Origin of the sequence: Rathayibacter sp. AY1A4 (genome assembly GCF_002930955.1) — a bacterium.
In the GTDB taxonomy this organism is placed as follows: domain Bacteria; phylum Actinomycetota; class Actinomycetes; order Actinomycetales; family Microbacteriaceae; genus Rathayibacter.
In genome coordinates, this window is sequence record NZ_PSTN01000035.1 from 1 (window position 1) to 25,360 (window position 25,360).

Genomic DNA, 25,360 nt, shown 5'->3' on the forward strand with positions numbered 1-25,360 from the left:
TTTCGACTGTCGAGGCCACCGCGTCAAACGCGGACGGCGACACGGCCTGGTTCCTGACGATCCACGGGGACATCAACGCTTCCTGAGGTCGGCGTGACTTCTACACCGGCCACGGCGGCGGCTCGTCCCATATGGGGATAGCTCACAGAGGCACTGTCGGACCGGCAAAGTTCGTTCGTGACGCCTGAGACGAATCCGTGCTCTGAGGGCATTCACTACTGAGGGGGTGATGTCGGATGGTCGGTGCTGCTGAGGCGACGCTGGTGGATCGTCTTCGCGGCGATGACCCGTCGGCACTGGATGTTCTCTTCCGGACGCACGCGCGCGCGGTCTACAGGGCCGCGGGAAGCTTCCTCGCGGACGCCGGCCACGCGGAGGACGTCGTCCAGGAGACCTTCTTCCTCCTGTGGCAGCGCCGCTCGAGCGTGCGCATCGTGGGGGAGTCGGTGCTGCCCTGGCTGCTGGTGACGGCGCGCAACCTCAGCTCCTCGACCAACCGCCGCGAGCAGCGCCGACGCCACCAGCCCCTCTCCGACGACACCGCGTCTCCCGGCGTCGACGCTGAGACGAGTGACCGGCTGCTGGACGTGCGGCGTCTGGTCGAGCAGATGAGCGCGACGGACCGGGCGATCTGGACGGCGTGCGTCGAGGACGACCTCAGCTACAGCGATGCCGCGCGCTCACTCGGCCTGTCCCACGGGACGGTCCGCAACCGTCTCTCCCGGGTGCGGGCATCGGTGACGAGAGCCCTGACGGAACGGACAGAGGACCATGGACAGTCGTGACCTGAGCGACGAGCAGCTCGAGCGCATCAGCGCGCGACTCGCGCAACGGATCCGCCGCCGCCGACGTCTCGTCCAGGCTGTGGCGGTGACGATCGCCGGGGTCGCCGGCGCGGTCCTCAGCGCGGGAGTCCTCACGGCGGTGACGACGGATCGCGGCACTCCGGTCGCAGCGTCCGTCACCTGCTGGGAGCAGGACGGGCAGGGCGTCGCCCTGTCGGGCGAGATCCGGACGCCCGCCGAGCGGTCTACCGCGTCGCTCGCCGCGGCATGCGCCGCGCTCACCGGGTCGGGTGCCGACGGTGGGACCGCAGACGGGACGGACGCCGCTCAGTACTCCCTCGCAGGAAGTCAGGTCTGCCAGGAAGACGGGCAGATCCGGATCTTCACGGGACTGACCTCCACGGTCGACTGCACCAACCCGCCCGCGACCCAGACGGGAGTGGACCAGTGACCATCAGACGCGCGAGAACTCTCACGCGCAGCATCTTCGGCCTCTGCGTGGCGCTCGTCCTCAGCGGATGCGCGACGAGTGCCACGAGTCCCGGCTCTTCGTTGACGTCGCAGGTGCGGGGTGAACTGCTCAGTGCCGAAGACGCGACCAAGCCCGTCTACGAGACCACCTCGGTCATCGGTGATCAAGGATCAGGCGGATGGCTGCTCGATCACCCGGTCAGCCTTCGCATCATCGGCATTGACGGCCAGTCGAAGCTCAACGTCGACGGGCCGTGCAACACGCTGACCTACGACCTCCAGTCCGCCGGCCTGCAGCCGTCCGTATGGGTCGTCACCGAAGGCCCCGCGACGACCTACGTCGGCTGCCTCGACGTGGCCGGCGAACGAGAGCAGTGGCTGGTGGGCACGCTGGGCGCCGAGGATGTCAGCCTCACGCAGACCACCACGGCGATGCGTATCCGCTCCGGCCCCGTCACCATCGACGCCACCGCCAGCACGACCCCCATACCCACCGAGACGCCTGCCGAACCAACGGAGATGACGGAGGCCCTGACACCCACCGTTCCGACGGAAGGCCCGCCGGGCACCCCCATCGCCACCGCCGCCTCTGAGGGGCCGATGATCGACGTCCAGCAGCTGACGAACCCGGCGCTCGATCTGGCCAACGGTCTCGGGACCCGCCTCTCGACGCTCGGCGCGGAGGAGAAGAAGCAGTACCCGATCTACGCAGTCAGAACCACGTACAAGGAACTCGCCGCGTACGAGCCCGCTCTCGCGGACCACTACTGGGTCGCACCGGACGAGCCGGTCTGGGCACTAACCGTGCACGCACCTGCGGAAAAAACGGACGTGCCCTACGGCTTCGACCTCCATCGAGTGGACGTCTTCACCGCCGTATACGACGGGATCAGCGGCGAGCTTCTGGCGACACGGGGCGATGTCGACCTCGCGTCTCTCGGTGCGCCTGGCGAGCTGATCACCGCCGCATAGATCCGTTGTCACCGTCCCGGAAGAGGATCGATCACCGGGTCGTCACGCGGTGCGGCCGAGCATCGCAGCGGACGCTGCGGCGCAGTTCTCCGAGCGACGCGCTCGATCGTGTCTTCAGAGCATGGCGGCCCACCGAGGCGACTGTTTTAGAGGACTTGTCCGTCACCTATGGCTTTGGGGCCTTCAACGATAGTGAAGGCCGCTCCGGCGCTGAGGGAGCTGTAGTCGATGTCGTACAGAAGCTGAAGGGTCACTTCGCTCGTCTCGCCGGGATCGACTTCAGTAGACTCGCTGCTGCGCACGATCACGCCGAGATGCGTTCCGTCGCCGCCGACGACGACGACATGTGGTCGATACCTTCCGTCGAGACCGATGGGCGCCTTTCGGCCGCCGTCGCTGGTTGGACGGAGACGGATCCTCGCGCGAACCGTTCTCGCGTCTGATTGCGGTGGGGTCACCGGCTGACCACTCTGCCTACTGTTCGATGCATAGAGTGATCATCGCAGCCGCGCTTCGCGTCCCGGATTGGGATCGTTCAGCGCTTCGGTCGCAGGGGCAGGCCGGTCCGCCCAGTAGGCGAAGGATTCCGATCCTGGGCCCGCGTCAGGAGGCGTCGCTGTCTCTAGTCGAGGTGTCGATCGAGTCGAGGGTGACAACCATGACGGGCTGTATCGACCGCGTTTGAACTGCTCGAGCGTCTTCCACTGCTCGAGCGTCTTCCACTGCGCTGCGGACGAGCGTGAAATGGACAGACCCTGATGCGAAGTCGGCTTCGGGGTCGACAAAGATTGGCGACGACTGAAGCGACAGGACGGCTTGAGCCGCACGGCCCGACGAGAGTCGAACCATTCGGGGGAGCAGCCCTTCGATCAGGAACAATCCTTGTGCGACCACCTGCTCCCGCCACGATACGTTGGCGGCCGGAAGGTTCGAGCGTAAGTGGATGCTATTCACCCACCACTCCACTCCCCAAGCATCGGACGGCGGAGCCGTCCGGAGGCGAGAGGCGGCGTAGGACCGAAGTACAACCGAGTCACCTGAACGAGTGAACCCGCGTTCGATGAGCGGTCGGAGCGTGGGATCGTCGTCGACCGCCCTGACCGTCGACGGCGCGCTCAATCGCATCTCGTCGTTCAGCCAGCGCTCCACGGCTCAACTCTGTCACGCAGTGACGTTGCGCATCGTCCCGTAAGGGAATCGTTCACCGGTCCATGGCTCCCTCTAGGTTGTTGCCGCACACCCGTCTAGTGTCGCGTCATGAGCGAGCGGACGAAGCGCACGGTTCGATGGGGTTGGGTCAACGTCGCGTTGTTCGCCGTCGCGGCGATGTTCCTGCTGCTGATCACCGTCCAGACGGGTTCCTGCACCGATTACGTCGACGGGACTGGGGTGTGCACACTTACGCCGCCGCCGGACCGCCAATGGCTGGTGCTGGTGATCGGTGGCGGGGTTCTCGCTTTCGCGCTCTTCAAGGCGTTTCGTCGGCGCTGACCCGCCGCTGGCTCATCTGATCGGGCTGTTCGAGCGTCCAGACAGTGGTCGCCGGTCCTGTCCCGTAACAGGGTCGTTCACCGGGATGGCCCGAGCTCGAGCGCAGCCCGCTTGCGGCGGGAACGGATCCTTCGGAGAACGATGCCGGTCACGAGGAACCCGAGCCCTGTCGGGATGGTGCCTGCGGTCAGAAGGACGGCGTGGAGCGCGAGTAGGAGGTAGTCGATGGAGGACAACCAGGTCATCGACAGAGGGCCGAGGACGTCCATGATCAAGAAGGAGAACAGGGAGATGGCCAGTCCACACCAGGCGAGGCTCGCTGCGGCAGGAATCAAGGCGAGCGGGACGCGGCGACGCGGATGTCTCCGGGCCACTATGTGAGCGGCGACAGCGGCGAGGGCGATCCACGTCCCGACGCCGATCGCACCGAACGCGATTCCGAAAACTCCCTCAGACGGGTCCGAATCGGTCACGCCCGTTGCGATCATGAAGCTGCTGAGCATGAGAATCAGGGCTGCTATCGCGGTGGCGAGTCCCACGCCCGACCAGGTGATGAGGCTGTCCAGTGAAGTTTCGGGTGCTGTAGTCGAGGTCGTCGGAGTTGCTGAAGCGGGAGTGTTGGTCACGATCAGGGGTCCTCGTTGGTAGCGGGAAGGACGTGGCTCATCGTGCAGTGACGGTGAGGTTCAGCTCTTCCCCTACGCGCAATATCTCGTTCGAGGGGAAGCGGAACGGGTTGAGGTAAAACAGGTCATCGTCCGTCATGCCGAATCGTGCCGCGACGTCCTCTGCGAGGTCGTTGCGAGCGACGCTGTATGACGTTGGTACTCCGTTCGTCGTTTTGGTCTCGCCACGTGCTGCTGCGCGCGGGCCGGTGTCCCGGGCGACGAGGGTGCTGCGTTGGGGCTCCACACTCCACTGGATGTCAGCGATGGCGATGATTTCCGTCGAGCAGTCCGGGTCGTTCTGCGGTCGGGTCGTGAGGACGAGCTGATCGATCGCTGTCGGGTCGCCGCGGAACTCGGCGAGGTTCCGCCACGCCTTGTAGGGCTTTCCCGACTCCGCGTCCGCGAGGCGCATCGGGAAATCAACGTTGAAACAGGTGGCACCCTCATTGATCGGATCCAGCGCCCCCATGACCGCGACGAAACCGGAAGAGGATTCTGTTGCGGCGGGGATCGCGAGCGCCTCTGACGCGAGGGCCAGCCGACCGTCTGCCGCACTCAAGCGAATGACGCTGGCCGTCCCATCGCTCCCCGTGAACGTTGCCACGCCAAGGTCGCCGGTGAGCGCAGCGTCGGAGCTGCCATCCGTGGGCGTCACCCGAGCCGGCGGCGTGGGCTGTGGCGTGCATCCCGTGATGACGATCAGGCATGCTGCGACTACGACCGTGCTTCGCGCCCTCGAGAATGCCCCCATCGGCTCAGGGTAAGCAATGTCCCCACTCCTTTCTTGGTGGGCAGCGTTGGCGCCTTCTCCTGTAACGCTAGGGATGATCGTCTACCGGGTGGGTTGGTTGAAGGATTCTCTGGCGTCGGTGATGGTGCTTCCGTTGCGGAGGGTGAGTGTGACGGTGAAGGTCGGCTCGGGTCCGCTGCGGCCCGTCTCGCCTCCCTCGGTGAGGCCGGTTCCGGGCCACCAGGCTGCCCAGTGGCCGTCTGTGATCGTGGCGAGGACGCTCGTGCCGTCGTTGGTGCGGATGGTGAGTCCGGTCACGTCCGAGCCGACGTCGCCGCTGGTGAAGACGGCGGGCGGAAGGTTCTCGCCGGTGAACTGGCTGATGCCTCCCTGCGTGTATTCGTCAGCGAGCGGAGTGAACCCGCCCTCGCTTCCGGTGGAACTGATGAGCGCCCTCCCGGCAGTGCTCGTCCCGGCCGGGATCTCGATGAGGCACGCCCGCTGGCTGGGGGTCGTGTAGGAGAGCAGGACCCAGTCGCCGCGCCGTTCCCCTATCGCCGGCTGCCCGAGCTGCTCCGTGTCACCAGCTGCACACGCCGCGCCGGCGACGGTCAGGTCGGAGGCGCTGGCAACCTCCGCGGTCGACGTCCATGAGGCGTACGCGCGGGAGTCGACACCGGACGGCAGGACGGCGAGAGCGACCCCCAGCGCTGCGGCCGCGAGTCCTGCGGGAAGGATGAACTGCCATCCCCGAGGACGCCGAGCGGCGGGCTCTCGAGCGGCGACCGGGTCGCTGTGGAGGATCATCTGGAGCCGCGCTTCGGCGGCCTCGCGAGCCGGGCCGTCGAGCTCGTACTGGGCGGCCGGGTCGAGGTCTTTCGTGGCGAGGAGTTCGGGCGTGGTCATGATGCCTCCAAGGCGGGCGCGTGGTGCTGATGCGAAGGGGGATCGAGCAGTGCCCGCAGCGCGGTGCGTGCTCGGTGAAGTCGGAGCCGGAAGGCGACGGCGGTGATGCCGAGCACTCCGGCCGCGGACGGGGAGTCGAGTCCTTCCCAGGCCGTCAGCGCGATCGCTTCCTGGTGCTGCGGTTTGAGTTGCTGCCACGCCTGGTAGAGGTCGAGCCGGGTCGCGATCGCGTCCTCCGGTGACCGCGCGGCCGCGTCGGTGTGAGCGGCGACCCGGATCGCGAGCGCGGCGGAGCGCTGCTGGCCGCGAAGGTCGTTGAGGAGGCAATTCCGGGCGATGGTGAACAGCCACGCCCGCGCGGGCTCGTCCTCCGACGGCGCGGTGTCGTGGCGGCGCCAGGCGATCAGGAACGCCTCGTGCGCGAGGTCGGCGGCACGCTCGGGGTCAGTGCGACGCCTCAGGAATCTGACGACGCTGACGTACTCGCGTTCGTACAGCTCGGAGAAGCTCGCCTCGCGAGCGGACTGTGGTGGGCTCATACCTGGGACATGTCCCCAGCCGAGCTGCTGTTACAGATGATCGACCAGTTGATGTTCTGTCCCACTCCGGGACCTCGGCTACGGAACCGCTCGCGAATGATGAAGCCCGAGTTCGGCACGTCAGGCGCCGAGGGCGCCAGGCAGTTTCCTTTCGAGTCGCGCTGCTCGGCTCGCGGCGAGTCCGATCGCCAGCAGCACGCCGCACACGATGGGGAGCTGCAGTCCAGCCGGCAGCGCTGGATACATCGGGAAGAGCACTGCTCCGAGCACCTCAATCCCGATCAGCAGGACAGGCAGACCGATGAGTACGAGCGTCGAAACCGCGGCGGTGACTCGCCCGCGCCAGGGGAGCGCTGTGAGCAGGCCGAGCGCTGCGATAGGCGCCGCTGTCGAGAGGCCGGGACCAAGCCACCCAGCGGACGCCGAAACGAAAGCGATGATCAGTTCCGCGGCAGAAGCCGCCAGTGCCATGCCGCGGGCGGCACCTGTTCGTCCGGCCACCGCGAGCCCGAGCGCGACAACGAAAGCGGCTCCCGCAAAGACGGAGGGATTGGTGAACGGTCCGATCGCACCGGGATAGTTGATCCCCGGTGACCAGTTGATCGTGAAATAGAAGATGAAGAACGCCGTGGCGAGAGCGAGCGGAATGATCGCGGCCGGCGATCGGCCAGCGTGCGAACGGAAGTGGTGACGCACCCCACCGACCATCAAAGTGACTCGCTGTCCGAGCGTGGGGCGGGACCGGCCTGCGTCGTCGGCTTCGTCCAACAGGATGCCGAGCAGCACCTCACCGTGCTCCGCCCTCCATACGGGCGGGTACCAGCGCAACGCGCGTCGGAAGCGGTCGGCTCGGTAGGCGTCATCGTTCGTCGTCATGCCGTTCTCCAATCAGGGGCGTGGCCAGGTCGGATCGCTGCGGCGGGAACGAGGCCGAGGTTCGCCCGTGCTCGGCGCGCGCTGGCTTCCATGCGGTCGACCTCGACACCGAGCGCAGTACGGCCGGCGTCGGTCAGTCGGAAGTAGCGACGGACTCGACCGTTGATCCGCTCATCTCCATCGGAGGAGATGAGCCCCTCTGAGTCGAGCCGTTCGAGTGCGGCGTAGAGCGTCGTCACTCGAAGGCGCACGCGATCCTCGGACTGCTCCTCGATCTCCTGGAGGAGCGCGTAACCGTGGCGCCGACCTGTCGCCAACGTGGTCAAGATCCAGAACGTCGTCTCTCGCATCTCGCCGACCATGATCCGAACCATACTCCAACGCTCGCACTATGAGTCACCGAGTGAGTCCACTGCACTCGTGCGCCAACACTTGGCGCTACATTCCGGGAATGACCAATCGCACGCTCGGCAACGCGTACACGGCCGTCCTTCTGATCGTGGGGGCGGCAATGACTTTCATCGGCGCGTTCACCTCAGGCTCAGTGGGCGCCACCGCCGCCGTCGCCTTCGGTGCAGCGGCGGTGGCGGCGGGGCTCGTACTCATCGGTATCCGCTTGACGACCCCCACCCGTTAGTCGCGCGACGAGCGGACTTGAGGAGCGGTCCCGTAAGGGGATCCCCATACGGGACGGCCGGCCAGCGCTAGCGTGGGGCCGGCGAGGAGGGTGAATGCACGCCGATTGGGACGAGTCGTATTTTTGCAGTCCGGGTTCTTAGCTTCCGACGTCGGGGTGGTGCCAGACGGTCACGGCGATGCCGTCAGGGTGAGGAATGGGACCCCTCGCCGGTACCCGCGAAATACCGCCAACCGAAATCGACGGTCAGGGCGAAAGAGGCATCCGTTGCGCGCACATCCGCTGGAGTCGACTCGGTGATCGACCCTTCGTAGGACTGACGGTTGAATCCCTGAGGGAGCGGGAGGCCATCGACCTGCAGTCTGGAGGCGGCGACGAGAGTCCACCGGACGGTAGCCATTCCGTTGGCACCTCCACCGGGAAGCCCGCGACCACCACCACCGGAGACGTCACCGCTCTGCAGTAGGTCGATGCCGACCAGGGAATCAACGACTCTCACTCCTGTGTCGTGGATTCCGTTGGTCGCGAGGAATCGATCGACGGCTTCGGCCGCTGCGAGCTGATCGGTGCCGTCCACCGCGTAGACGATTCCTCCGTCGAGTCGGCAGACCGTCGTGATCGCTGACCCCGACTCGCCGATCTGATCGGATCCTCCCTCTCCGAAGCACCAGTCCTCCGTCGCCCGTGCCACCTCTCGCACGCCCGGCACGGCGTCCACCGCCATCGCCTCCTCGAACAGCGGACGCGTGTCCTGCCGTGCTGCCGCGACAATGGGCGAGGTTGGCGACGGCCCGGGCATGTCACCGGCACAACCGGAGAGCGGGATCACAGCGGCTGCAAGAGCGAGCAAACCCCGCCAGAGGAGTCGCCTTTCACGGCCAGGGTCGGGTCGCGCGTGCATGCGCCCACCGTACGACGCTCTCGCCGGTGCACCCAGGCTGCATACGCGACTACCCGTCGTCACGGAACCTAGTTCCAGCCGTTCACGACACCTAGAATGAGTGACAAGTTACGTGATAACTCCACCCGGCGCGCCATTCTGCCAAGTCAATGTCACGTATTCGGCCGTATAAGTGACCGGGGTCAGCGATGCTCGTCGGCTACATGCGCGTCTCGAAGACCGACGGAACGCAGACCACCGATTCCGCAGCGCGATGCGCTACTCGCGGCCGGCGTCGACGACGCTCAGCTGTACTCCGATCTCGCGTCCGGCCGGAAGGATGATCGGCCGGGCCTGCTGTCGTGCCTGAAGGCACTGCGCGAGGGGGACACGCTCGTGGTGTGGAAGCTCGACCGGCTAGGACGCGACCTTCACCACCTCGTGAACACGGTCCATGACCTCACCGCGCGCGGCATCGGGCTGAAAGTGCTCACGGGTCAGGGCGCGGCGATTGACACAACCACCGCCGCCGGCAAGCTGGTCTTCGGGATCTTCGCAGCCCTCGCCGAGTTCGAGCGCGAGCTCATCTCCGAACGAACCATGGCCGGCCTCGCGTCCGCTCGAGCACGCGGTCGGGTCGGCGGGCGCCCGTTCACCATGACGCCCGCCAAGGTGCGACTCGCCATGGCGTCGATGGGCAAGCCGGAAACGAACATCGGCGCCCTCTGCAAAGAACGCGGCATCTCCCGCCAGACGCTCTACCGCCACGTCTCACCCACCGGTGAGGTACGACCGGACGGCCTCCGCGTCCTCGGACGCAAGAGCACCTAGACGCAGCTCGCCGAGGCCGGCGTACGCTCTGAATGACGGCTCCGGTAGTTGTGCAGACGACATTGAAGATCTGTGCGGAGTACCTCGAGAACTGACACGTATGCGGATGCTCCACTGCGACAGATCCATTGTTTTGACGCAGAAACATGTTCACTCATTGCCTCGTTACCATCGACGGTTCCGTAACGGATCCCTGGCCGGCTGATGAGGCCGCGCTGCGGCCGGGTTCAGCTGGTGAGTCGGCGGACCTGTTCGGCGGAGAGCTGGCGGTCAGCGTAGAGGACAACCCGAGCGGTCGGGTCCGTGCTGTGCGCATCCGGACCTTCCCACCTCCGCTGGAGGCCGAGTTGCTCGATGGTGCGGCGGGAGCGTGCGTTGCGTTCTGCGACGACCGCGGTGACGGGCAGCTCCGGTCGGAGTGAATGGGCGAGTTCGATGCCGGTGAGGGCGACTTCCTGCGCGTAGCCCTTTCCCCAGTGGTCGGGGTGGAGGGTGAACGCCACGTTCCAGGCCGCATCGGAGAGGAGGGTGCATCCGCCCATCCCGATCAGATCATGGTTGACGGTGGGGGATTCGCGCCGGCGGATCACCCAGCTGCTGAGTCCGTCTTGTGTCCACTGGGTTCTCCGGTACGCGATGACGGCCCGGGTCTGATCGGCGGAGAGATGGAGGAGGAGTGAATCTTCTTCCGCGATCCGCGGATCGGTGTAGAGGCGGGACAGCTCGTCGAGGTCGGTTTCGGCGGGCCGGCACAGCCGGAGTCGGTCGGTGAGCACGTCGAGGTCCCCTGGGGCGCAGGCCTGTCCGTCGCTCACGATCATGGGACGAGGATTCCACGTCCCGACCGCTCGACGAGCCTTGTGTGCGCGTGCGATCCGGTCGCGGGAGGTACCCCGCACGGGGATCGGTGACCGGTTGTTCTCAATTGCTGACGTGAGCCAGCGTCCGCGCGTACGCGATCATCGCATGACCACCGAGCGGATGCGGCGCGGGATCCCCGTGAGGCTCGAAGCCGGACGCCTTGTAGAGGCTTTCTGCCCGATCGTTTCCGGCGCGGACGTGCAGCTTCAGGACGAGGTAGCCGAGCTGAGCAGCGGTCTGGATCGCGTCGTCGAGCAGCATCCGGCCGAGCCCGTGCCCTGTCTCGCTCGGTGCGACGGCGAGCAGTTCGAGCAGCGCACTGTGTCGGCCCGGACCATCGCCCGTGTCGACGGTGAGAGCGAACCCGAGGGGATCCGAGCCGATGACGGCGAACCGAACGAGAGGCCGGTGGAACTTCGCTCGAGCCCTCTCGGCGACCGCGTCGTCCTGACTGCATCCGTCTCGTGCTCTGAGTGCCTCCAGCCAGAGGTCGATGCAGGGCCCGCGATCGTCAGGCGAACCGGCTCGGATCTTCATGCGCTGAGGCTATCGAGGCAGCCATCGGACATGTTCCGAATCCGAGTCGCGTCCTCGTTGTGGACGCCGGCTCGCCGGCTGACGCTGGACAGCAGCTCGCCGAGGCGTGGTCGTGTCACCGAACGAGACGTCGGGCGAAGGACCGGCACATGCTCCGAGGGGCGGGCGTGCGCGAGGAGCGATTCGTACAGTGGAGGTATGAGTGTGATGAAGGAGACGGGTACCGCGCGGCGGAGCGGACGAGGGTGGACGCGGGCTGCGTTCGTGCTGGGCGTTCTCGCCGTCGTGTCCTACGCCGTCGGATACCTGGCGGTGGCCCACCTGTGGGTGGGCGATCCCCTCGTCATCGGAGTCGCGACCACGCTGCAGTACCTTCTCCCGCTGGCCGGCGTCCTCGTCGGTCATCAGGCGCGACGACACGTCGGTCCTCGCTGGGAGTCGACGGTGGGACTCGTGCTCTCCTACCTCTTCCTGGCCTTTGCCGTGGTGCCGGTCGTCATCGGCTTGGCCGGACTGCTGCTGGCACGCTGATCGATCGACGACCCGGATCATTCAGCGGTTCACGCGATCCGTCGCCGTCTGAACGATCGGCAGCTTCTTCGCACGAAGGGTAGCGGCGAGGAGCCAGCCGAGGAGGGAAGCGATTCCTGCCGTGACTGCATATTCCGTGATGACGCCCGCGGAGGAGGGCCAGGTCGCGTTTCCCGACGCGAGTACCAGCGCGGTGGAGGCGGCGGCGCCGATCACGAGTCCCAGACCCAGGAACGCGGCCGCCTGCCCGACACGAGGGAAGCGGCGTGTCCGCCGGTCGAGCCAGAGACTCGAGGGAAGCCACAGGAGAGCGCCCGCTACAGCGAACGCAGCTGCCGTGCCCGCGATGAGCCCTGCTGCGGACCCGCCCGATACATCCCAGCTGCCCACAGTTCGCAGCAGCGCAAGGACCGCAACGGCAGGCCACGCCAGAATGCCCCATGCCAGTTCTCGTGCATCCATGGACATCAGGATCCGGCACGTCGGTGAACACGCCATGAATCAGAACGTTCAGCACTCCACGATCATGTGTTCCGTAAGGGGATCGTTCAGCGGTACGGCAGGAGCCGTTGTCAGCCGACACCGACGCCGGTTGCTCGGGCTCGGTCCCGCAGCGATACGAGCAAGGACGCGGCGGTTTCGTCGCTCGCGGGCCGTAGCCCGAAAGCGCCTTGCCGGCCGTAGGGTGCGAGGTCGATCGATCCGTCCGCGGTGCTCACGCGAAGAGCTCGACGGTGGAAAAACCGCTCTGATACGCGGACGACCGATACTTCCTCGACGTCAGGCCACGTCACTCCTGCGCGCCGGTCAGACTGCGCGGAGAGGAACCACAGACCGGTTTCGTCCGCCACGACGACCAGGTAGTTGCCGACCGCGAGTATCGCGTCCTTCTTCTCGATCCACTGCTTGAGTCCAGGGGCGGCAGACGAGACAGCGAAGATGTCGCTAGTCGGCTCGTTCTGCCTCAGCACGGCCATCCGGCGCTCCACTCGCCGCGCGAGGCCCGAGAACATCCAGACCATCAGAAGGACGACAAGCATCGCGATCCCCAGCGCCCACAGCGCGGCCACCAGTGGCTCACCTCCGCTGCGCCGCGTCAGCAGGACGAGTTCCATGCCGATCAGGACAACCGGTAGACCGAGTAGTGCGGCTCTGACGCGGAATGCCCGGACCTGCTGAACGTCCGCGAGCGCGTCGGCCAGCGACGAGCTGCGGTGACCCCGGGTTTGCGCGAGGCCGTTGTCGCATCGGTCATGGACGAGACCAGCGCCTTGAGCGCTCCGTTGATCCACCGCGGCGCGGATTGCTCGGCGGACGGCTCTTGCTTCCCGATGATCGAGCCGGCCCGCACCAGCTGGCCGCATGATCGCGCCCGTCCTGTGATCGACGAGCGGCAATCGCGTCCTGCGGAAGCGGAGAGTGGTGTAGCCGGCGCGTTCCTCGTCCTCCGCTCTGTAGGGAAGCATCCAGATTGCGATCAACGACCACGCAAGGCTGATCAGCATCCCTACGAGCAGGCTGAGTGCGACGATGCCGGGCTGCGAGAACGAGCCGTCTTTCTCGAAAGTGAAGGTTGCTATCGCAACGAGCAGGAGGGCCCCGAAAATCAACATGCTCGCCATCGCGTACAGCCCGTGGAGAAAACGACTCTGACCGGACCAGCCCGGAAGCAGGTCCACAAGGGCCCCGACTTCGTATCGGTCGTACTTCGTCATCTCGGACCCTCCCGAACTGCAACCCTGCCACGATCATCCGCGTCCGCCCCCGCGCGGGACGCCCAGCAAGACGATCGTCGTGCGGGTCGACGGACTCGCTACACAAGGCTGTAGGAGCAAGATCCCCATCCCACACCCGCGTACCGCCTGCGGACGCCGTAACCGCGACCAGGCTCCCTTAGGGAAGCATCGCCATTGTCGGAGCCTAACTGCAGGCCTCCGCGGCCAATGGTGTCCGGCGGGGTGGCGGCCCGTATGGGGATCGCTGAGCGGTCACCGATCAAGGAAGTTCCTCTGGAAGGCGGTCGGCCCGATCGCCGGCGCCTTCGGAGGGGACGTCATCCTGGTGCCGGACCGCAGACTCCCAGGCGGCGGGATCCCGGTCGTACGCAGCCGCGGCCGCAACGTACCTGGCGAATGCCACGCATGCGCGCTCCACGTTTCACTCCCGGATCGCGACGTCGTTGAGGAGCTGCGCACCGAAGTGCACAATCTCGTCTCGGTAGGAGCTCATCGCCTCCGACATCTATTCCCCGTGATCGACGGCTGATGCGCGAGTGTCCAGGTAGGTGCTCCATCGCGCGTCGAGCTGGGCTCGAAACGGATCGACCTCCCGGTCGTGGGAAGGCATCGTGTTCATGCTCGAACCCTAGAACCCGCCGAGGCCGTTCCATTGAGGATCGAGGACCGGTCACGTGGAACTTGGTCGCTCATCCGGGCCCAAGAAAGGAGTTCGCAGCCTTCGGCTAACAGCTATCGAACGCCGCGGGCTCGTTCGTAGCACCGGTAGAGCACGATCGCGCCAACGGCTGACACGACGAGTCCGACCAGAAAGCCCACGAGCAGGACCGGGCTGAGCTGGCCCCCGGTCTGATTCAGGTCCGCACGAACGCCGGCCTGAAACCCCAACACCGAGCAGATTAAGGCGATCACGACACCCGACGCGAGCAGGCTTAAGCCCTTGAGTACTTCCACCATGACCACCCCCGGTCGCGAAGCTACCGCAGAGTATCTCACTCGAGACCCCGCCGTCCCGTGTGGGGATCGTCCTACGGGCGGTCGATTTCGGCCAGTCGACGGTCGTAGTCGGCCAGCTCGTTCCGCATCTGCTCGACCGACCTCGGCGTGAAGCGCCTCACTTGCAAGTCAAGGATCGCATCGGCCACCACGTCGCTGACCTCGAACTCTGCGGCGACGGCTGCCCTCTCGTCGTCGCGACCTCCCGAGACGTGCGCGCACACCCGCAACAGCTTCTCGGGGTTCTCGATGACTGTGATGTAGGCGCTGACGATCTCGGTCAGCGTCTCAAGGTTCTGACGTTCGTGGTCGTCGTCCATGCGGTCACCGTACCGGCCCGAAGTGACCTGGATTCGGGCACTCCTCGCATCATCTACTCCTGTGAGTGCGCCATCCCGTAAGCGGATCGTTCAGCGGTCAAGGCTGCGCCGACGCCAGCGCGCAGGGCCCGGCGGCTACGGGTCGCCGTCTCGGTTCACGGTTGTGGACGGGCTGCGGCTCGCGGTGCAGGCTGTGGCCATGACCGAGGACTCGCGCACGAGCTTGCTGTACTCCACTGAGGTCGCAGACCGCGCTCTTGCAAGCTTCACGGCGGAGACGATCGGCTACGCCGGCTTGGACACGGAGACGTTGCTGCTCAGCATGCAACGTGACGTTCGCCGCAACGGTGTTCCTGATGATGTCGGGCTATGGGACGACTGGGTTCGTCACCTCTGGGCAGCTTCCGGTTTCTCTCACGACTCAGCGGCATGGGACCTGCGCGAGGACTTCTTCGAGACCACCGTCAGAGCGGAGGGGCGCGATTATCGGGTGCGCTCACGAGGCGCCAGGGAGTCTGATTGGCCGGCCGATGCCATCGTTCTCTCATCTGAAGGGGGCAACCCCGAGGGGTTTTACTACGACGCGATCGTGAGGTGTCTACGCGCCTGGCTCGATCAGAATCCCGACAGCGAGGACAAGACAGTCCTTCTGGCGTTGACATCGACCTGGAACGCCTACTGAGCTCCCGAGGGTGTCGACGACCCGAAAGTGCAGCCGTCGCTACCCGCGTTACCCATCTCTCGGGGTGCTCGAGGCCGTTTTGATAGGGGATCGTTCAACGGTAGGCGGGGCGTCCGGTAGGGGTCGTTCAGCGGGCCGGTGAGCCGGCGGGTGCTGCTCTCTGCCGCGCTGTGCGTCGCGGCCGAGAGCAGGGCGACACCGGCGGCCCCCGCCGGTCTGTCGCGTGCGGCGTCAGCGAAGTCCCCACTTCTCGACCGCACCGCCACAGTAGAGCCCCCGGCGCGTTGCCCGAGCGTCAGTCGAGCTGGACGCTGCTGCGCAGCTCACCGCCGCTCCACGTCTCAAGAACCCACCGATCAGGTCGGGGCGGTGCGTCCGCCATGGCCCGTGCCGCTTCCCAGGCCCGCTCCGCGCAGCCGTAGACCCCACTGACTACCGACGTTTCGGCCCAGAAGGCGCTCCGCAGAAGTACGTAGTGCTCGCCGTCGATACTGATCTCACGCCACGGATCCTCGCCGATCGCAGGACGCCGCAGTGGCCCTGGCATGAAGCGCTGCGACGATGGCGCGGGGCCAGCCAGCGGATCGCGCAGCGGGGCGGCTTAGATCACCTGCCGGGTCGGTTTAGAGTCGATCCGCGATTCACTCGTTCTTCCCCTCCGGCCGTGACGGACATCGCATCGTCTGACCAGTGCTGCCGATCTTGAAGGAGTATCGATTGACGCGCCGACCTCCTGAGGGCAGGCCGCGGGTCCTCCTCCTGCCGCTCCTCGTCGTCGTCGTGGGGCTGATCGTCAATGCCTATGCGCTGACCCACAGTTCCCGAGCCGGCAGCACGTGGCTGGCGATGATCGGCGGGATCGTCGGGGCGATGGCGATCATCGCAGTGGGCGGATCGGTCGTCTCTCGACGGACTGTGCAACGCGAGAGCGAGATCCTCCGCAGGCGTCCGGGATCATTGCTCGTTCCCATCGTGACCAAGACGTCCCTCGCTGTTGCGGCTCGCGACCTCGGGATGCGGAGCCGGATCATCCCAGGGGTTTCCGCGACGATGGCCATCGATCAGAGCTCGACGGTCCGCTTCTTCATGGGTGCCTCTCGTCCTCGCGCCGTGATTGTCCTGCGGAGAGAGCGCGTTATGGCGGTTCGGCCTGGTCTGCTGCAGGACGGGGCCCGGATCTACCGCGTGATCGAGCTCGTTGCTCAGGGGCCGACTGGAGAGGTCGTCGTACCCATGATCGTCATCAGGCGGGGCGACCTTCTCGGCCGAGCGCTGCCTGAGCTTGCAGTCGAGAACCTCGTGAAGGACGTCCGAAAGACCCTTTTCGACTAGAGCCGGATGAGCTTGCTGGGATGAATGACGATCGACAGCGCCATCTTCCGCCGTTGACGGCGCGAATCCAACCCGCGGCTTAGAGCTCGTCTGCCAGCGAGTCGACATCGAAGAGCAGCTCCCCACTTGTCGCTGTACGCGTCACCGCGAGCACTCGGTCGAGGACAGTCGCGGTTGCCGCGACGTCAGTGACCCATCTGCGCGACGTCTGCGTCAAGAGGCGTCCCGTAAGGGGATTGATCACCGGTCGCTTAGGGCGCCGATGCTTGCTGAGCCTCCCGCAGCGCGACAGGTCCGGTCAGCTCGTGGGGAGAGGTGTCGGAGACGCGATGGTGTGCTTCGAGCTGGCGACCCATGCTTCGCCATCCCAGCTGATCCACACTTCGCACGCACTGCGCGCGGCGGCTCCAGAGCGGGATGCGCCGGCGAGGTAAGCGTGGGCAGAGGTCGGCACGAGCTCATCGAACACGTCGAACTGCGTATCCGTCGCTGATACGTCAGCACAGGAATCGAGGATCCCGGAAGCCTGTTCCTCCGACGTCGCGCCAGCGGCAGCACGGATCGCTTCGACATCCCCGGTCAGAACGCCCGGCTCGAGAGCCGTGAGCGTGGAGCGCGCGGAGCCGGCGGGTGGTAGCGAGCTCTGCGCGGTCAGCAGGAGGGCAGCTGCACCTCCTGCTGTGATCACGAGCGCTGCTGCGCAAGCAAGGACCACGAGGCGACGTTGATTCATGTCCACAGTGAACCGCATCACCGGTCGGGGCGGATCACGTCCCGAAGGCGATCCCTGACCGAGCGTCCGATGGGGATCGTTGACCGGTCAGCTATCGATCTTCTGAGATATCGGACGAGCGGTCGGATGGATCGATGGGGTGGGGTCGTAGGGCGGGATCGTGTCTCGAGGGAAATCGAGAGATGCCAACCCCAGGAGGGTGATCATCGCCACAAGAGCGCAGGCAGCAGTGGTGAGCGCCGCTAGCAGTAGCCGCTCAAGGGTGCGCATGGCACGAGGTTATGGCATGAGGTGAGCGGCTTCGGCCGTTCCGGGCGCATCCCGTTTTGGGATGGTTCATCGGGTGCGCTGGTAGTCACTTGACGCGGTTGGCGAGGCCGAGCTGCCCGCAGACGTCGGAGGTACCGGGAATGACAGCTGCAATGCCGTCGGGCATGACGCAGACGGTCAGTTCGGAAGGAATCGGTCCTGGTCGAAGGTCGACTGGTGAGCCGTTCGCCGTGCCGACGTCAAGTGCGCCCTGCCTCCACAGGTCGGAGCAGAACGCGATCGCGTCCGGGATCGGCACCTGATCAGCGCTACCGGGTATTCCGTCAGGTGTTGCGAGGGCTCCTGTGGTGCCGGGGAACTCGGACCCATTGCGTTCTGCTCGCGCGAAGCAAGCGACCGTCATGGCATCGGACACCGGCGCTTGGGCGAAGAAGAGTCCACCCGAGACCGCGGCGAGGATGACTGCCGCGGGAACCGCGGCGATCGCGATCCGGTGACGTCGGTGGCGCCCGCTGCCTGGGTCATTCTCTGCGGCCTGCGCGATCACCGTTCGGAGGGCGAGGGTGCGGTCGTGCTCTGGTGCTGTCATGTCAGTACTCCGCGGGTCGGAAGGTGTGGGGGAGTGTCCGCCTGCGGGTGAACTCATCGCGTAGGCGACCTCGGGCGCGAGACAGTCGGGACTTCACCGTCCCGACCGGAATGCGCAGCACGGCGGCTGCTTCCTCGAGGGTGAGCTGCTCAATGACGCAGAGCGCGAGGATCTGCTGATCCGCCGGCCGCAGCATCGTCAGTGCAGCTCGGATGGTGCGGCTGCGTTCGGCGGATGCTGCTGCGGCTGCCACCGTCACTGCTGGATCGGGCGCGCTGACAGGAGGTGGAAGAGTGCGCAGCATCCGCTCGTATCGGCGTCGACCGCGACCGATGTTCCGGGTGACGTTCAGGGCGACGACGAGCAGCCACGCGGCGAGCGAGTCGTTGACGAAGCGGACGTCAGCGCGCTTACGCCACGCCTCAAGGAACACGACGGCCGCGGCATCCTCCGCGTCGACGGACTCCCCGAGCAGTTGACGGCAGTAGGCCCGAATGCGCAAGTGATACCGGTCGAAGATCAGCGTGAATGCCCGCGGATCAGCCCCCGTCGCGCGCCGCCAGACCTCGCGATCCGTCTCCCATTCCACACCCATGCCTAGAAGTGTCCGCTCGATCGAGTTGGTTCCAAATCAAACTCAAGCGAGATAACTCGACGTGAAACCGGCAGGGCGTTGAGGATGCGTCAGCCAGTCCCGTTTGGGGATTCCCATGCGGGACGGTGTTCCCGTCGAACAGAACGCTGGTACGAGAACTACGGGGTCCTCGTGCTGCAGAGGGTCAGAGTCCGAACCCATCGAGCACTTGGTCGGCGTAGAAACCCGACCGGATGACGGCTGCACCTAGATCGTGGAGCAGGTCGTCGAGGGCAGTATCGGAGAGGTCATAGAAGCCGGCGCTCGGACGTCGGGCGATCAGCTTTCGCGGCGCGACGATGACAGACCAGCAGTCGTCGTCACGAGAGATGATCGCGTACTCACCGCTGTAGGGTCCCTTCGTGACCAGGGCTGCATGCGGCCGGTCCCGTTCGAGGCGACGAGCGGGAACGTTGATCGAGTACTCGCGAGAGCGCGAGTCGGTCACGGCTCGGGGCGCCGACTCGGTGCCCCAGAAGTTGTAGACGATGCCGATGGCTGCACCCGCCAGGACGAGCAGGGCCCACTGAAAGTTGCCGTCCAGAAGTGCAAGCACGAGCATGACGAGACAGCAGGCGATCGCGAACACGAACTGCACGTTCGAGATCCGCAGACGGCGCTTCGTTGGGGACACCCTGACGATCATCCTCCCGACAACGCAGGAAGAATGACATCGCCGCCGGCCCAAAAGGCGCCATCGCGACTCGAGCCCAGCGTTCCGGTGAGCGATGGTTAGCGGGGCGCCCGGATCGGCGTCTGTCAGCGTTCTGGGTAGAGCACACATTCAATCGCTGACGGCCTACCGCGAATAGAGATTCCAGGTTCCGTCGCCCGGCGAGGCCTCGCTCGGAGCATGGTCACGGATCACAGCCGTGGAACTCAAAGACGGCGTCAAGAGGTCGCCTTCAAAGATGAGGAACCGCTCTCTCCCTCGAGCAGATTGGATCGCCAGAGCGATACGCGCCGCGACCACTTCCGGCGCTTCCTTCGCGTTGAGACGACCTTCAGCTTCACCACTGAGCACGAGCAACATCGCCCGCCCGCCGGGCGCATGGGGACGCAAGAGGAGTGCACCGTCACCGGTGTCACTCACAGCGAAAAACGGCGCGAGTGCCGCGCGAAGAGACATGAGCAGATCGTACGGTGCGTACGAAGCGGTGTCTCGTATGGGAATCGTTCACCGGTCCATGGCCCCCTCTAGGTTGTTGCCGCACACCCGTCTAGTGTCGCGTCATGAGCGAGCGGACGAAGCGCACGGTTCGATGGGGTTGGGTCAACGTCGCGTTGTTCGCCGTCGCGGCGATGTTCCTGCTGCTGATCACCGTCCAGACGGGTTCCTGCACCGATTACGTCGACGGGACTGGGGTGTGCACACTTACGCCGCCGCCGGACCGCCAATGGCTGGTGCTGGTGATCGGTGGCGGGGTTCTCGCTTTCGCGCTCTTCAAGGCGTTTCGTCGGCGCTGACCCGCCGCTGGCTCATCTGATCGGGCTGTTCGAGCGTCCAGACAGTGGTCGCCGGTCCTGTCCCGTAACAGGGTCGTCATCCGGCCGCCTGAGACGGTCGTGTGCGCCACCGGATTTCTGCGACGTGATTTGTCGCAATAGACCCGCCCGGTGAAATGCCCGACGACGGGGCGTCAACCGACACACTGAGCGCATGGCAGCTCTCGTGGGATACGCCCGCGTCTCAACCGACAAGCAAGATGCGACCGCGCAGCGCGACGCACTCCGTGCGGCCGGCGTTCCATCCGATCGGATCTACGTCGACTCCGGTCTGACGGGCCGGAACCGCGAGCGTCCCGCGCTGCGGGAGGCGCTGGCGGCGTGCGACGCCGGATCGACTCTGCTCGTGACGAAGCTCGACCGGCCCGCGCGGTTGATCACAGACGCTCGGGACATCGTTGATGAGCTGACCCGCCGCGGGGTGAAGCTCAGCATCGGGGGATCGGTCCATGATTCGGAGGATCCGATCGGCCGGCTGCTGTTCAACGTGCTCGCGATGGTCGCGGAGTTCGAGGGGGATCTGATTCGTGCCCGCACTCGTGAGGGGATGAAGGTCGCGAAGGCCAAGGGGCGGCTGCGCGGGCGGCAGCCGAAGCTGTCGCCGAAGATCGAGGCGCATCTGGTCGCAGAGCATCGCGCCGGGAACTACACCGTCGCCGAACTCGCGGCAGAGTTCACGGTCGCGCGGTCGACGGTCTATCGGGCGGTGCAGCGCGCGGACGCGCGAGCCGCCGGCGCGGTCGACGTCGCCCTAGCGCTGCCGACGGAGGGAGCGTGATATCGGGAGACGAAAAGGAGCCGGCGCTGGGGGCGGGGAAGGTGGAGGTGCTGCCCGGGTGGTCAGCACGCACCCGCCTTCTTCATATTGGATGGCTGTACGTCCTTATGGCGGTCATGTTCACGGTGACCTTCACTGTGGGTTCCTTCGTTCCGCCGGAGTCACGTGCGCCTCTTATGGTGCCGCTGGGAATCTTCTTGATCGCGTGCTTCTGGAGCTTGATCTGCTCCCTACTTGCTTCGCGGAGGATCAGGGCCGAGAGGAACGCCGGTTACACGACCTTGGGGTTCGGGCTGCCTGACCTGCCGATGGTCGATTCGCGGACCGGTGTGATCCTGAAGGAAGCGGGTGAGCCTCCTCTCGACGGGAAGGTTGCGAGGATGCGCAGGCGCTTAGCGCGGAACCGGGAGATGACGACCGGCGCCGCGGTCGGCTCTGCGGTTCCTGCTCTCAGGGTCCGTTGGCTTCCGCTCGTACTCGCGGTCGGCGCCGTCGTGGCGCAGCACTTCTTCGCCCTCGGCCGAGAGGGGTCTCAGGCGGTGGTCGCTGTCATCGATGGGGCTCTAGTGGTTCTGGCGGTGGGGCTCTTCCTCTGGGCGAGGGCGTCAGCCGGACGATCCGCGCGGAGAGTGGCCGAACTTGATCCCGGGACCTCGGGGGAGGCATTCGCGTGCGTCTACCACCAGCACCTGCGGTCGCTGGTGAGGGGCTTGGACCCGGACGTCAGCATGGGGTCCTACCCGGTCGTTCACCTGGACGAGACCGGACTGAGCATCCTGTCGCAGTCGAATGCGCGCCGGGTCACCTTCCCGTGGCCGCGGGTCGCGTCCGTCCGGCCGACTCCGCTGCTCGACCGGCTCTTCATCCGGCGGGCGATCGAGGTCGTCCTCGAGGAGGGCGGATCGGTCGTGCTCGCCCCCTACGGTGACCGTTCGTTCTTCGGCATGAAGGCCGCGAATGATGCGAGGTTCAGCGCGATCTTGACCGCCATCAGCTCGAGGCCCACCGAGGGGCGGTCGGCGTGAGGCCCGGTTGGTGGTTGTAGGCGGACGTCATGAGATTGTCGGAGGCGCCCGCGTCTCGACGGATAAGCAGGACGCGCAGGCGCAGCGCGACGCGCTGCTCGCGGCCGGTGTGCCGGCGGAGCGGATCTACGTCGACGTCGGCCTCACCGGCAGCAACCGCGAGCGGCCCGCGCTGCACGAGGCCCTGCCGGCTCGACTCTGTCCGTGACGAAGCTCGACCGGCTCACCCGCTCGATCACCGACGCACGCGACGTCGTGGACGAGCTCGAGCACAGGGGAGTACGACTGGATATCGGCGGGTCGCTGCACGACCCGAACGACCCGATGGGCCGGCTGCTGTTCAACGTGCCGGCGATGCTCGAGGAGTTCGAGGGCGACCTGATCCGGTCGCGCACGCGCGAGGGGATGCGGATCGCGAAGGCGAAGGGGCGCCTGCGCGGCCGCCAGCCGAAGCGCTCCCCGAAGATCGAGGCGCACCTGGTGGCGGAGTGCCGCTAGGGCAACTACATCGTGGCCGAGCTCTCGGAGCAGTTCGGGGCGACGCGCTCGGCGGTCTACCGGGCGGTCGAGCGCTCGAACATGACGGAGTTGCGCGCCGTCGACGTCACCCTTCCGCTCCCTGAGGGAGAGCAGTGAAGCCGAGTGCCCAACGGTCACTTGATTCGGCGCGTCTTCGAGGGCGGTCGTTGCGACCGACCGGCTCGCGGTGAGGCTCCTGGAGCCCCGAGCCGACCCGGATGAGGCGGGGGGGCTCCCACGGCCCCGCTGCGCCTTTACAAAGGGCGTCCAGGCCGTCCGTCGACTCGTGAGGTCCGGAGGTTTCCTCCACCGTCTCCGGCGAAGAGGACTGCTGTGCAGTATCTCGAGTTCTCGTCGAATGGGCCGAGGTGTGCGGCCGGATTCCTAGCGCTCACGCCCAGACATGCGCGCGGAGACCATGACCTGCGCAGCACGGTATCAGGCGACCCGCGGAGGTTTCCATCCAATGCGCCAGCGCTTACAGGTGGCGGCCTGGTGCGCCCGTCGAGGCGCCGGCCGGTCTGCCGGCTGCCGACTCGTCGGCCGGGTCCGGCACTCCACCGCCGACGCGTCCGCCGCTCAGTCGAACCGCGCGCCCTCCGGCCGCGGCGGCAGCACGAACAGGATCAGCAGGAACACGTAGCCGGCGATCGGCACGAGGATCGCGAGGATCCAGAGCCCGCTGCGGTTCACGTCGTGCAGTCGTCGCCAGATCAGCGAGAGCGACGGGAGGAACGTCGCCAGGGCGATCGCGCTCGCGGCGAGCGACACCCAGAAGGTCTGGAACGGCGCGCCGCTCGGGTACGGCGTCAGCGTGAAGTCGAGGCGCCACGGACCGCCGTCGGCCAGCTGCAGCAGCGCGGTGAGGACGCTGCCGAGGAGGATGATCCACCAGTACTCGGCCCGGCTCGCCCTCCCGCGGAAGCGGAGGTAGTTGCCGAAGAAGCGGCGGAGCGCCGCCATCGGCGGAGCCCCGTAGTAGGGGAGGGTCAGCGGCGGCTCGAGGGTGCTCGGGCTCATCGGGTTCCGTCTCTCATCCCTCGACCGTATCCCCTGCTCCCCGCGGCGCCGCGTCGGTCGTGCGGACGACATCCCGGTGTTCGCCTCGGCGGAACGCCGCCGTGTTCACGAAGCCGGAGGCCGCCGTGTCCACGACTGAGGAAGCCTGCCGTGCTCACGACCGAAGAAGGCTGCCGTGCTGACAGCGCAGGAACACCGCCGTGTTCACGAAGCTGGAGGCCGTTGTGGACGCGATCAGCGAGTAGGAACCGCCTCCGCCCGCACCGCCGCCGTCGCCCGGGCGTCGACGATCAGGCTGACGACGAGCCCCACAGCGACGATGACGATCGCGACCCACGGCAGCACGTCGAGCCCGCTCGCGTCGATCGCCAGTCCGCCGACGACCGCGCCGCCGCCGATGCCGATGTTGAACGCCGTCGTCTGGAGCGCCGCGGCGAGGCTCCGCAGCTGGAAGGAGGAAGTGCGCAGCATCCGGGTCTGCAGCATCGCCGGGATGCCGCCGAACGCGATGTTCCAGATCACCGCGGCGACGACCACGGCCGTGGCGGCGCCGGTGCCCGCGGCGACGGCCAGGCCCGCGAGCGCCAGCACGACCGCGATCGCGGCGACGACGAAACCCGAGCGGGGGAACCGGTCTGTCGCGAAGCCGGCCAGGACGAGTCCGACCGCCCCTGCGCCGCCGAACGCGAAGAGCACGAGCGGCACCGTGTCGGGGGCGAAGGAGGCGTTCTCGAGCCAGGGCGTGATGTAGGTCGAGAGGGTGTTCTGGCCGATCAGCACCAGCAGGATGACGACGCAGACGCCGATGATGCGGGGGAGCGTCCGGTCCTTCCGCGCCGGCAGGCGGATCTCGCCGGTCCGCAGCGGGATGTGGTGGTCGACCGCGGGCAGGAACTTCACCACGATCAGCGCGAGCACGAGCACGACGCCGCCGAGGATCGCGAAGGTGGGCCGCCAGCCGAACGCGTGCCCGAGCGCCGTGCCCAGGGGGACGCCGAGGACGAAGGCCGCGGATCCGCCGCCCGCCGTGATCGCAGTCGCGCGGCCGAGCTGCTCCGGAGCGACGAGGTGCGCGGAGTAGGCGGCGACGATCGCCCAGAAGAGGCCGTGGGCGAGCCCGCCGAGGATGCGGGCGCCGATGAGCAGCCCGAAGGTGGGGGCGAGCGCGGCGAGGACGTTGGCGACCGCGATGGTGCACAGCGCCACGAGGAGGAGGCTCTTGCGCGAGAAGCGCTGGGTCACGAGGGTCAGCGGAGTCGTCGCGACGACGACGGTCGCGGCGAAGATCGTGACGAGCTGGCCGGTGAGCGAGATGCTCACGCCGAGGTCGCGCGACATGTCGGGGATGAGCCCGGTCGGGAGGAACTCGCTCGTCACGGAGACGAAGACGGCGCCGGCGAGCGTGAGCAGGCCGATCCAGGGGAAGGCGGGGGCTTTCGCGGTGTCCTGAGGGTTCACGGTGTCCTGAGGTCGGGGGCGGGCTTGTGCGCCTCCGCCGACGCCGT

At 66.6% G+C, this 25,360-nt stretch carries 33 protein-coding genes and 2 pseudogenes; 14 read left to right on the plus strand and 21 right to left on the minus strand.

All coding sequences use genetic code 11. The annotated features are described in order from the left end of the window. The first annotated feature begins 263 nt into the window (after positions 1–263). The 3 genes from C5B92_RS15400 to C5B92_RS15410 are packed head-to-tail and all read left to right on the plus strand — an operon-like array spanning position 264 to position 2,228. A complete protein-coding gene (locus tag C5B92_RS15400; RefSeq protein WP_181028855.1) occupies positions 264–785 on the plus strand; it encodes an RNA polymerase sigma factor in 522 nt (173 codons plus the stop codon). Further along, complete coding sequence (locus C5B92_RS15405; protein ID WP_104256514.1) at positions 772–1,236, plus strand: hypothetical protein; 465 nt, start codon at positions 772–774, stop codon at positions 1,234–1,236. The genes C5B92_RS15400 and C5B92_RS15405 overlap by 14 nt, the downstream gene beginning before the upstream one ends. Beyond that, positions 1,233–2,228 (plus strand): hypothetical protein, encoded by a 996-nt coding sequence (locus C5B92_RS15410; RefSeq protein WP_104350561.1) that lies wholly within the window; start codon positions 1,233–1,235, stop codon positions 2,226–2,228. The genes C5B92_RS15405 and C5B92_RS15410 overlap by 4 nt, the downstream gene beginning before the upstream one ends. A gap of 603 nt (positions 2,229–2,831) precedes the next feature. On the opposite strand, the gene C5B92_RS17040 is transcribed toward C5B92_RS15410, so the two are convergent. Continuing rightward, positions 2,832–3,377, minus strand: coding sequence for a hypothetical protein (locus tag C5B92_RS17040; protein WP_146079358.1), 546 nt, complete (start codon positions 3,375–3,377; stop codon positions 2,832–2,834). Between the two features lie 108 nt (positions 3,378–3,485). Between C5B92_RS17040 and C5B92_RS15415 the strand changes: the two genes are divergently transcribed. Continuing rightward, positions 3,486–3,719: a hypothetical protein gene (locus tag C5B92_RS15415; RefSeq protein WP_104256516.1), complete on the plus strand. Its 234-nt coding sequence runs from the start codon at positions 3,486–3,488 to the stop codon at positions 3,717–3,719. Between the two features lie 77 nt (positions 3,720–3,796). On the opposite strand, the gene C5B92_RS15420 is transcribed toward C5B92_RS15415, so the two are convergent. From C5B92_RS15420 to C5B92_RS15445, 6 genes are all read right to left on the minus strand, one after another. Then, positions 3,797–4,345, minus strand: a complete 549-nt coding sequence (locus C5B92_RS15420) for a hypothetical protein (RefSeq protein WP_146079359.1) — start codon at positions 4,343–4,345, stop codon at positions 3,797–3,799. Positions 4,346–4,382: 37 nt separating this feature from the next. Next, positions 4,383–5,138, minus strand: coding sequence for a hypothetical protein (locus tag C5B92_RS15425; RefSeq protein ID WP_146079360.1), 756 nt, complete (start codon positions 5,136–5,138; stop codon positions 4,383–4,385). An 81-nt stretch (positions 5,139–5,219) separates the two neighbouring features. Next, positions 5,220–6,023: a hypothetical protein gene (locus C5B92_RS15430; protein WP_104234399.1), complete on the minus strand. Its 804-nt coding sequence runs from the start codon at positions 6,021–6,023 to the stop codon at positions 5,220–5,222. Next, on the minus strand, positions 6,020–6,562 hold the full coding sequence (locus C5B92_RS15435; protein WP_104256519.1) for an RNA polymerase sigma factor: 543 nt from the start codon (positions 6,560–6,562) through the stop codon (positions 6,020–6,022). Before C5B92_RS15435 ends, C5B92_RS15430 begins: the two co-directional genes overlap by 4 nt. Before the next feature lie 120 nt (positions 6,563–6,682). Further along, positions 6,683–7,438 carry a hypothetical protein gene (locus C5B92_RS15440; protein ID WP_104234401.1) on the minus strand — a complete coding sequence of 252 codons (756 nt, stop codon included), beginning with the start codon at positions 7,436–7,438 and terminating at the stop codon, positions 6,683–6,685. After that, on the minus strand, positions 7,435–7,800 hold the full coding sequence (locus C5B92_RS15445) for a PadR family transcriptional regulator (protein WP_219814274.1): 366 nt from the start codon (positions 7,798–7,800) through the stop codon (positions 7,435–7,437). The genes C5B92_RS15440 and C5B92_RS15445 overlap by 4 nt, the downstream gene beginning before the upstream one ends. An 89-nt stretch (positions 7,801–7,889) precedes the next feature. Here C5B92_RS15445 and C5B92_RS15450 point away from each other — a divergent pair, with 89 nt between their 5' ends. Continuing rightward, entirely contained in the window at positions 7,890–8,075 is a 186-nt protein-coding gene (locus tag C5B92_RS15450; protein WP_104234402.1) for a hypothetical protein, read from the plus strand. A 184-nt stretch (positions 8,076–8,259) separates the two neighbouring features. Here the strand turns inward: C5B92_RS15450 and C5B92_RS15455 are convergent, their stop codons facing one another. Beyond that, positions 8,260–8,976, minus strand: coding sequence for a hypothetical protein (locus C5B92_RS15455; RefSeq protein WP_146079361.1), 717 nt, complete (start codon positions 8,974–8,976; stop codon positions 8,260–8,262). Positions 8,977–9,164: 188 nt separating this feature from the next. On the opposite strand from C5B92_RS15455, the pseudogene C5B92_RS15460 reads away from it, so the two are divergent. After that, a pseudogene (locus C5B92_RS15460) lies at positions 9,165–9,786 on the plus strand (recombinase family protein). 227 nt (positions 9,787–10,013) lie between these two features. On the opposite strand, the gene C5B92_RS15465 reads toward C5B92_RS15460, so the two are convergent. Both C5B92_RS15465 and C5B92_RS15470 read right to left on the minus strand, forming a co-directional pair. Next, positions 10,014–10,607 carry a GNAT family N-acetyltransferase gene (locus C5B92_RS15465; RefSeq protein WP_104256522.1) on the minus strand — a complete coding sequence of 198 codons (594 nt, stop codon included), beginning with the start codon at positions 10,605–10,607 and terminating at the stop codon, positions 10,014–10,016. Positions 10,608–10,707: 100 nt separating this feature from the next. Beyond that, positions 10,708–11,184 (minus strand): GNAT family N-acetyltransferase, encoded by a 477-nt coding sequence (locus tag C5B92_RS15470; RefSeq protein ID WP_104256523.1) that lies wholly within the window; start codon positions 11,182–11,184, stop codon positions 10,708–10,710. Positions 11,185–11,382: 198 nt separating this feature from the next. Between C5B92_RS15470 and C5B92_RS15475 the strand changes: the two genes are divergently transcribed. Continuing rightward, positions 11,383–11,715, plus strand: coding sequence for a hypothetical protein (locus tag C5B92_RS15475; RefSeq protein WP_104226378.1), 333 nt, complete (start codon positions 11,383–11,385; stop codon positions 11,713–11,715). A 21-nt stretch (positions 11,716–11,736) separates the two neighbouring features. Here the strand turns inward: C5B92_RS15475 and C5B92_RS15480 are convergent, their stop codons facing one another. The 4 genes from C5B92_RS15480 to C5B92_RS15495 form a co-directional block, all read right to left on the minus strand. Then, complete coding sequence (locus C5B92_RS15480) at positions 11,737–12,177, minus strand: hypothetical protein (RefSeq protein WP_146079362.1); 441 nt, start codon at positions 12,175–12,177, stop codon at positions 11,737–11,739. 110 nt (positions 12,178–12,287) lie between these two features. Further along, positions 12,288–13,430 carry a hypothetical protein gene (locus tag C5B92_RS15485; RefSeq protein WP_104256525.1) on the minus strand — a complete coding sequence of 381 codons (1,143 nt, stop codon included), beginning with the start codon at positions 13,428–13,430 and terminating at the stop codon, positions 12,288–12,290. A gap of 753 nt (positions 13,431–14,183) precedes the next feature. Next, complete coding sequence (locus tag C5B92_RS15490) at positions 14,184–14,408, minus strand: hypothetical protein (RefSeq protein ID WP_146079363.1); 225 nt, start codon at positions 14,406–14,408, stop codon at positions 14,184–14,186. A 71-nt stretch (positions 14,409–14,479) separates the two neighbouring features. Next, positions 14,480–14,767 (minus strand): hypothetical protein, encoded by a 288-nt coding sequence (locus C5B92_RS15495; protein ID WP_104256527.1) that lies wholly within the window; start codon positions 14,765–14,767, stop codon positions 14,480–14,482. A 199-nt stretch (positions 14,768–14,966) separates the two neighbouring features. On the opposite strand from C5B92_RS15495, the gene C5B92_RS15500 reads away from it, so the two are divergent. Both C5B92_RS15500 and C5B92_RS15505 read left to right on the plus strand, forming a co-directional pair. Next, positions 14,967–15,449 carry a hypothetical protein gene (locus C5B92_RS15500; protein ID WP_146079364.1) on the plus strand — a complete coding sequence of 161 codons (483 nt, stop codon included), beginning with the start codon at positions 14,967–14,969 and terminating at the stop codon, positions 15,447–15,449. 690 nt (positions 15,450–16,139) lie between these two features. Beyond that, positions 16,140–16,781 (plus strand): hypothetical protein, encoded by a 642-nt coding sequence (locus C5B92_RS15505; protein ID WP_104256529.1) that lies wholly within the window; start codon positions 16,140–16,142, stop codon positions 16,779–16,781. A gap of 298 nt (positions 16,782–17,079) precedes the next feature. Here the strand turns inward: C5B92_RS15505 and C5B92_RS17045 are convergent, their stop codons facing one another. The 5 genes from C5B92_RS17045 to C5B92_RS17055 all read right to left on the minus strand — a co-directional run bounded on the left by C5B92_RS17045 (position 17,080) and on the right by C5B92_RS17055 (position 20,136). Next, entirely contained in the window at positions 17,080–17,514 is a 435-nt protein-coding gene (locus tag C5B92_RS17045; RefSeq protein WP_146079365.1) for a hypothetical protein, read from the minus strand. Between the two features lie 355 nt (positions 17,515–17,869). After that, positions 17,870–18,373 (minus strand): hypothetical protein, encoded by a 504-nt coding sequence (locus tag C5B92_RS17050; RefSeq protein WP_146079366.1) that lies wholly within the window; start codon positions 18,371–18,373, stop codon positions 17,870–17,872. A 1-nt stretch (position 18,374) separates the two neighbouring features. Then, positions 18,375–18,968, minus strand: a complete 594-nt coding sequence (locus C5B92_RS15510) for an RNA polymerase sigma factor (protein WP_104256530.1) — start codon at positions 18,966–18,968, stop codon at positions 18,375–18,377. A 184-nt stretch (positions 18,969–19,152) separates the two neighbouring features. Then, positions 19,153–19,605, minus strand: coding sequence for a hypothetical protein (locus C5B92_RS15515; protein WP_104256531.1), 453 nt, complete (start codon positions 19,603–19,605; stop codon positions 19,153–19,155). Between the two features lie 201 nt (positions 19,606–19,806). Beyond that, entirely contained in the window at positions 19,807–20,136 is a 330-nt protein-coding gene (locus C5B92_RS17055; RefSeq protein ID WP_146079367.1) for a hypothetical protein, read from the minus strand. A gap of 104 nt (positions 20,137–20,240) precedes the next feature. Here C5B92_RS17055 and C5B92_RS15520 point away from each other — a divergent pair, with 104 nt between their 5' ends. The 5 genes and pseudogenes from C5B92_RS15520 (at position 20,241) to C5B92_RS17745 (ending at position 22,952) form a co-directional block, all read left to right on the plus strand. Continuing rightward, on the plus strand, positions 20,241–20,474 hold the full coding sequence (locus C5B92_RS15520) for a hypothetical protein (protein WP_104256516.1): 234 nt from the start codon (positions 20,241–20,243) through the stop codon (positions 20,472–20,474). Between the two features lie 193 nt (positions 20,475–20,667). Continuing rightward, entirely contained in the window at positions 20,668–21,291 is a 624-nt protein-coding gene (locus C5B92_RS15525; RefSeq protein WP_104256532.1) for a recombinase family protein, read from the plus strand. Further along, positions 21,288–22,316 (plus strand): hypothetical protein, encoded by a 1,029-nt coding sequence (locus C5B92_RS15530; RefSeq protein ID WP_104256533.1) that lies wholly within the window; start codon positions 21,288–21,290, stop codon positions 22,314–22,316. Before C5B92_RS15525 ends, C5B92_RS15530 begins: the two co-directional genes overlap by 4 nt. Positions 22,317–22,326: 10 nt before the next feature. Next, positions 22,327–22,814, plus strand: a pseudogene (locus C5B92_RS15535) (recombinase family protein). Between the two features lie 12 nt (positions 22,815–22,826). Continuing rightward, positions 22,827–22,952 carry a hypothetical protein gene (locus tag C5B92_RS17745; RefSeq protein WP_258061582.1) on the plus strand — a complete coding sequence of 42 codons (126 nt, stop codon included), beginning with the start codon at positions 22,827–22,829 and terminating at the stop codon, positions 22,950–22,952. 462 nt (positions 22,953–23,414) lie between these two features. Here the strand turns inward: C5B92_RS17745 and C5B92_RS15540 are convergent, their stop codons facing one another. Together C5B92_RS15540 and C5B92_RS15545 are read right to left on the minus strand one after the other, a co-directional pair. Continuing rightward, complete coding sequence (locus C5B92_RS15540) at positions 23,415–23,855, minus strand: DUF805 domain-containing protein (protein ID WP_181028856.1); 441 nt, start codon at positions 23,853–23,855, stop codon at positions 23,415–23,417. A 234-nt stretch (positions 23,856–24,089) separates the two neighbouring features. Then, positions 24,090–25,313 carry an MFS transporter gene (locus tag C5B92_RS15545; protein ID WP_104226411.1) on the minus strand — a complete coding sequence of 408 codons (1,224 nt, stop codon included), beginning with the start codon at positions 25,311–25,313 and terminating at the stop codon, positions 24,090–24,092. Positions 25,314–25,360: the final 47 nt, after the last annotated feature.

Coding starts and splice junctions, on each gene's coding strand:
- C5B92_RS15405 (WP_104256514.1), top strand. CDS start 772: ATGGACAGTCGTGACCTGAGCGACGAGCAGCTCGAGCGCATCAGCGCG.
- C5B92_RS15415 (WP_104256516.1), top strand. CDS start 3,486: ATGAGCGAGCGGACGAAGCGCACGGTTCGATGGGGTTGGGTCAACGTC.
- C5B92_RS15425 (WP_146079360.1), bottom strand. CDS start 5,138: ATGGGGGCATTCTCGAGGGCGCGAAGCACGGTCGTAGTCGCAGCATGC.
- C5B92_RS15430 (WP_104234399.1), bottom strand. CDS start 6,023: ATGACCACGCCCGAACTCCTCGCCACGAAAGACCTCGACCCGGCCGCC.
- C5B92_RS15435 (WP_104256519.1), bottom strand. CDS start 6,562: ATGAGCCCACCACAGTCCGCTCGCGAGGCGAGCTTCTCCGAGCTGTAC.
- C5B92_RS15440 (WP_104234401.1), bottom strand. CDS start 7,438: ATGACGACGAACGATGACGCCTACCGAGCCGACCGCTTCCGACGCGCG.
- C5B92_RS15445 (WP_219814274.1), bottom strand. CDS start 7,800: ATGGTCGGCGAGATGCGAGAGACGACGTTCTGGATCTTGACCACGTTG.
- C5B92_RS15450 (WP_104234402.1), top strand. CDS start 7,890: ATGACCAATCGCACGCTCGGCAACGCGTACACGGCCGTCCTTCTGATC.
- C5B92_RS15455 (WP_146079361.1), bottom strand. CDS start 8,976: ATGCACGCGCGACCCGACCCTGGCCGTGAAAGGCGACTCCTCTGGCGG.
- C5B92_RS15465 (WP_104256522.1), bottom strand. CDS start 10,607: ATGATCGTGAGCGACGGACAGGCCTGCGCCCCAGGGGACCTCGACGTG.
- C5B92_RS15470 (WP_104256523.1), bottom strand. CDS start 11,184: ATGAAGATCCGAGCCGGTTCGCCTGACGATCGCGGGCCCTGCATCGAC.
- C5B92_RS15475 (WP_104226378.1), top strand. CDS start 11,383: ATGAGTGTGATGAAGGAGACGGGTACCGCGCGGCGGAGCGGACGAGGG.
- C5B92_RS15480 (WP_146079362.1), bottom strand. CDS start 12,177: ATGGATGCACGAGAACTGGCATGGGGCATTCTGGCGTGGCCTGCCGTT.
- C5B92_RS15485 (WP_104256525.1), bottom strand. CDS start 13,430: ATGACGAAGTACGACCGATACGAAGTCGGGGCCCTTGTGGACCTGCTT.
- C5B92_RS15490 (WP_146079363.1), bottom strand. CDS start 14,408: ATGGTGGAAGTACTCAAGGGCTTAAGCCTGCTCGCGTCGGGTGTCGTG.
- C5B92_RS15495 (WP_104256527.1), bottom strand. CDS start 14,767: ATGGACGACGACCACGAACGTCAGAACCTTGAGACGCTGACCGAGATC.
- C5B92_RS15500 (WP_146079364.1), top strand. CDS start 14,967: ATGACCGAGGACTCGCGCACGAGCTTGCTGTACTCCACTGAGGTCGCA.
- C5B92_RS17045 (WP_146079365.1), bottom strand. CDS start 17,514: ATGAATCAACGTCGCCTCGTGGTCCTTGCTTGCGCAGCAGCGCTCGTG.
- C5B92_RS17050 (WP_146079366.1), bottom strand. CDS start 18,373: ATGACAGCACCAGAGCACGACCGCACCCTCGCCCTCCGAACGGTGATC.
- C5B92_RS15510 (WP_104256530.1), bottom strand. CDS start 18,968: ATGGGTGTGGAATGGGAGACGGATCGCGAGGTCTGGCGGCGCGCGACG.
- C5B92_RS17055 (WP_146079367.1), bottom strand. CDS start 20,136: ATGTCTCTTCGCGCGGCACTCGCGCCGTTTTTCGCTGTGAGTGACACC.
- C5B92_RS15520 (WP_104256516.1), top strand. CDS start 20,241: ATGAGCGAGCGGACGAAGCGCACGGTTCGATGGGGTTGGGTCAACGTC.
- C5B92_RS15525 (WP_104256532.1), top strand. CDS start 20,668: ATGGCAGCTCTCGTGGGATACGCCCGCGTCTCAACCGACAAGCAAGAT.
- C5B92_RS15540 (WP_181028856.1), bottom strand. CDS start 23,855: ATGAGCCCGAGCACCCTCGAGCCGCCGCTGACCCTCCCCTACTACGGG.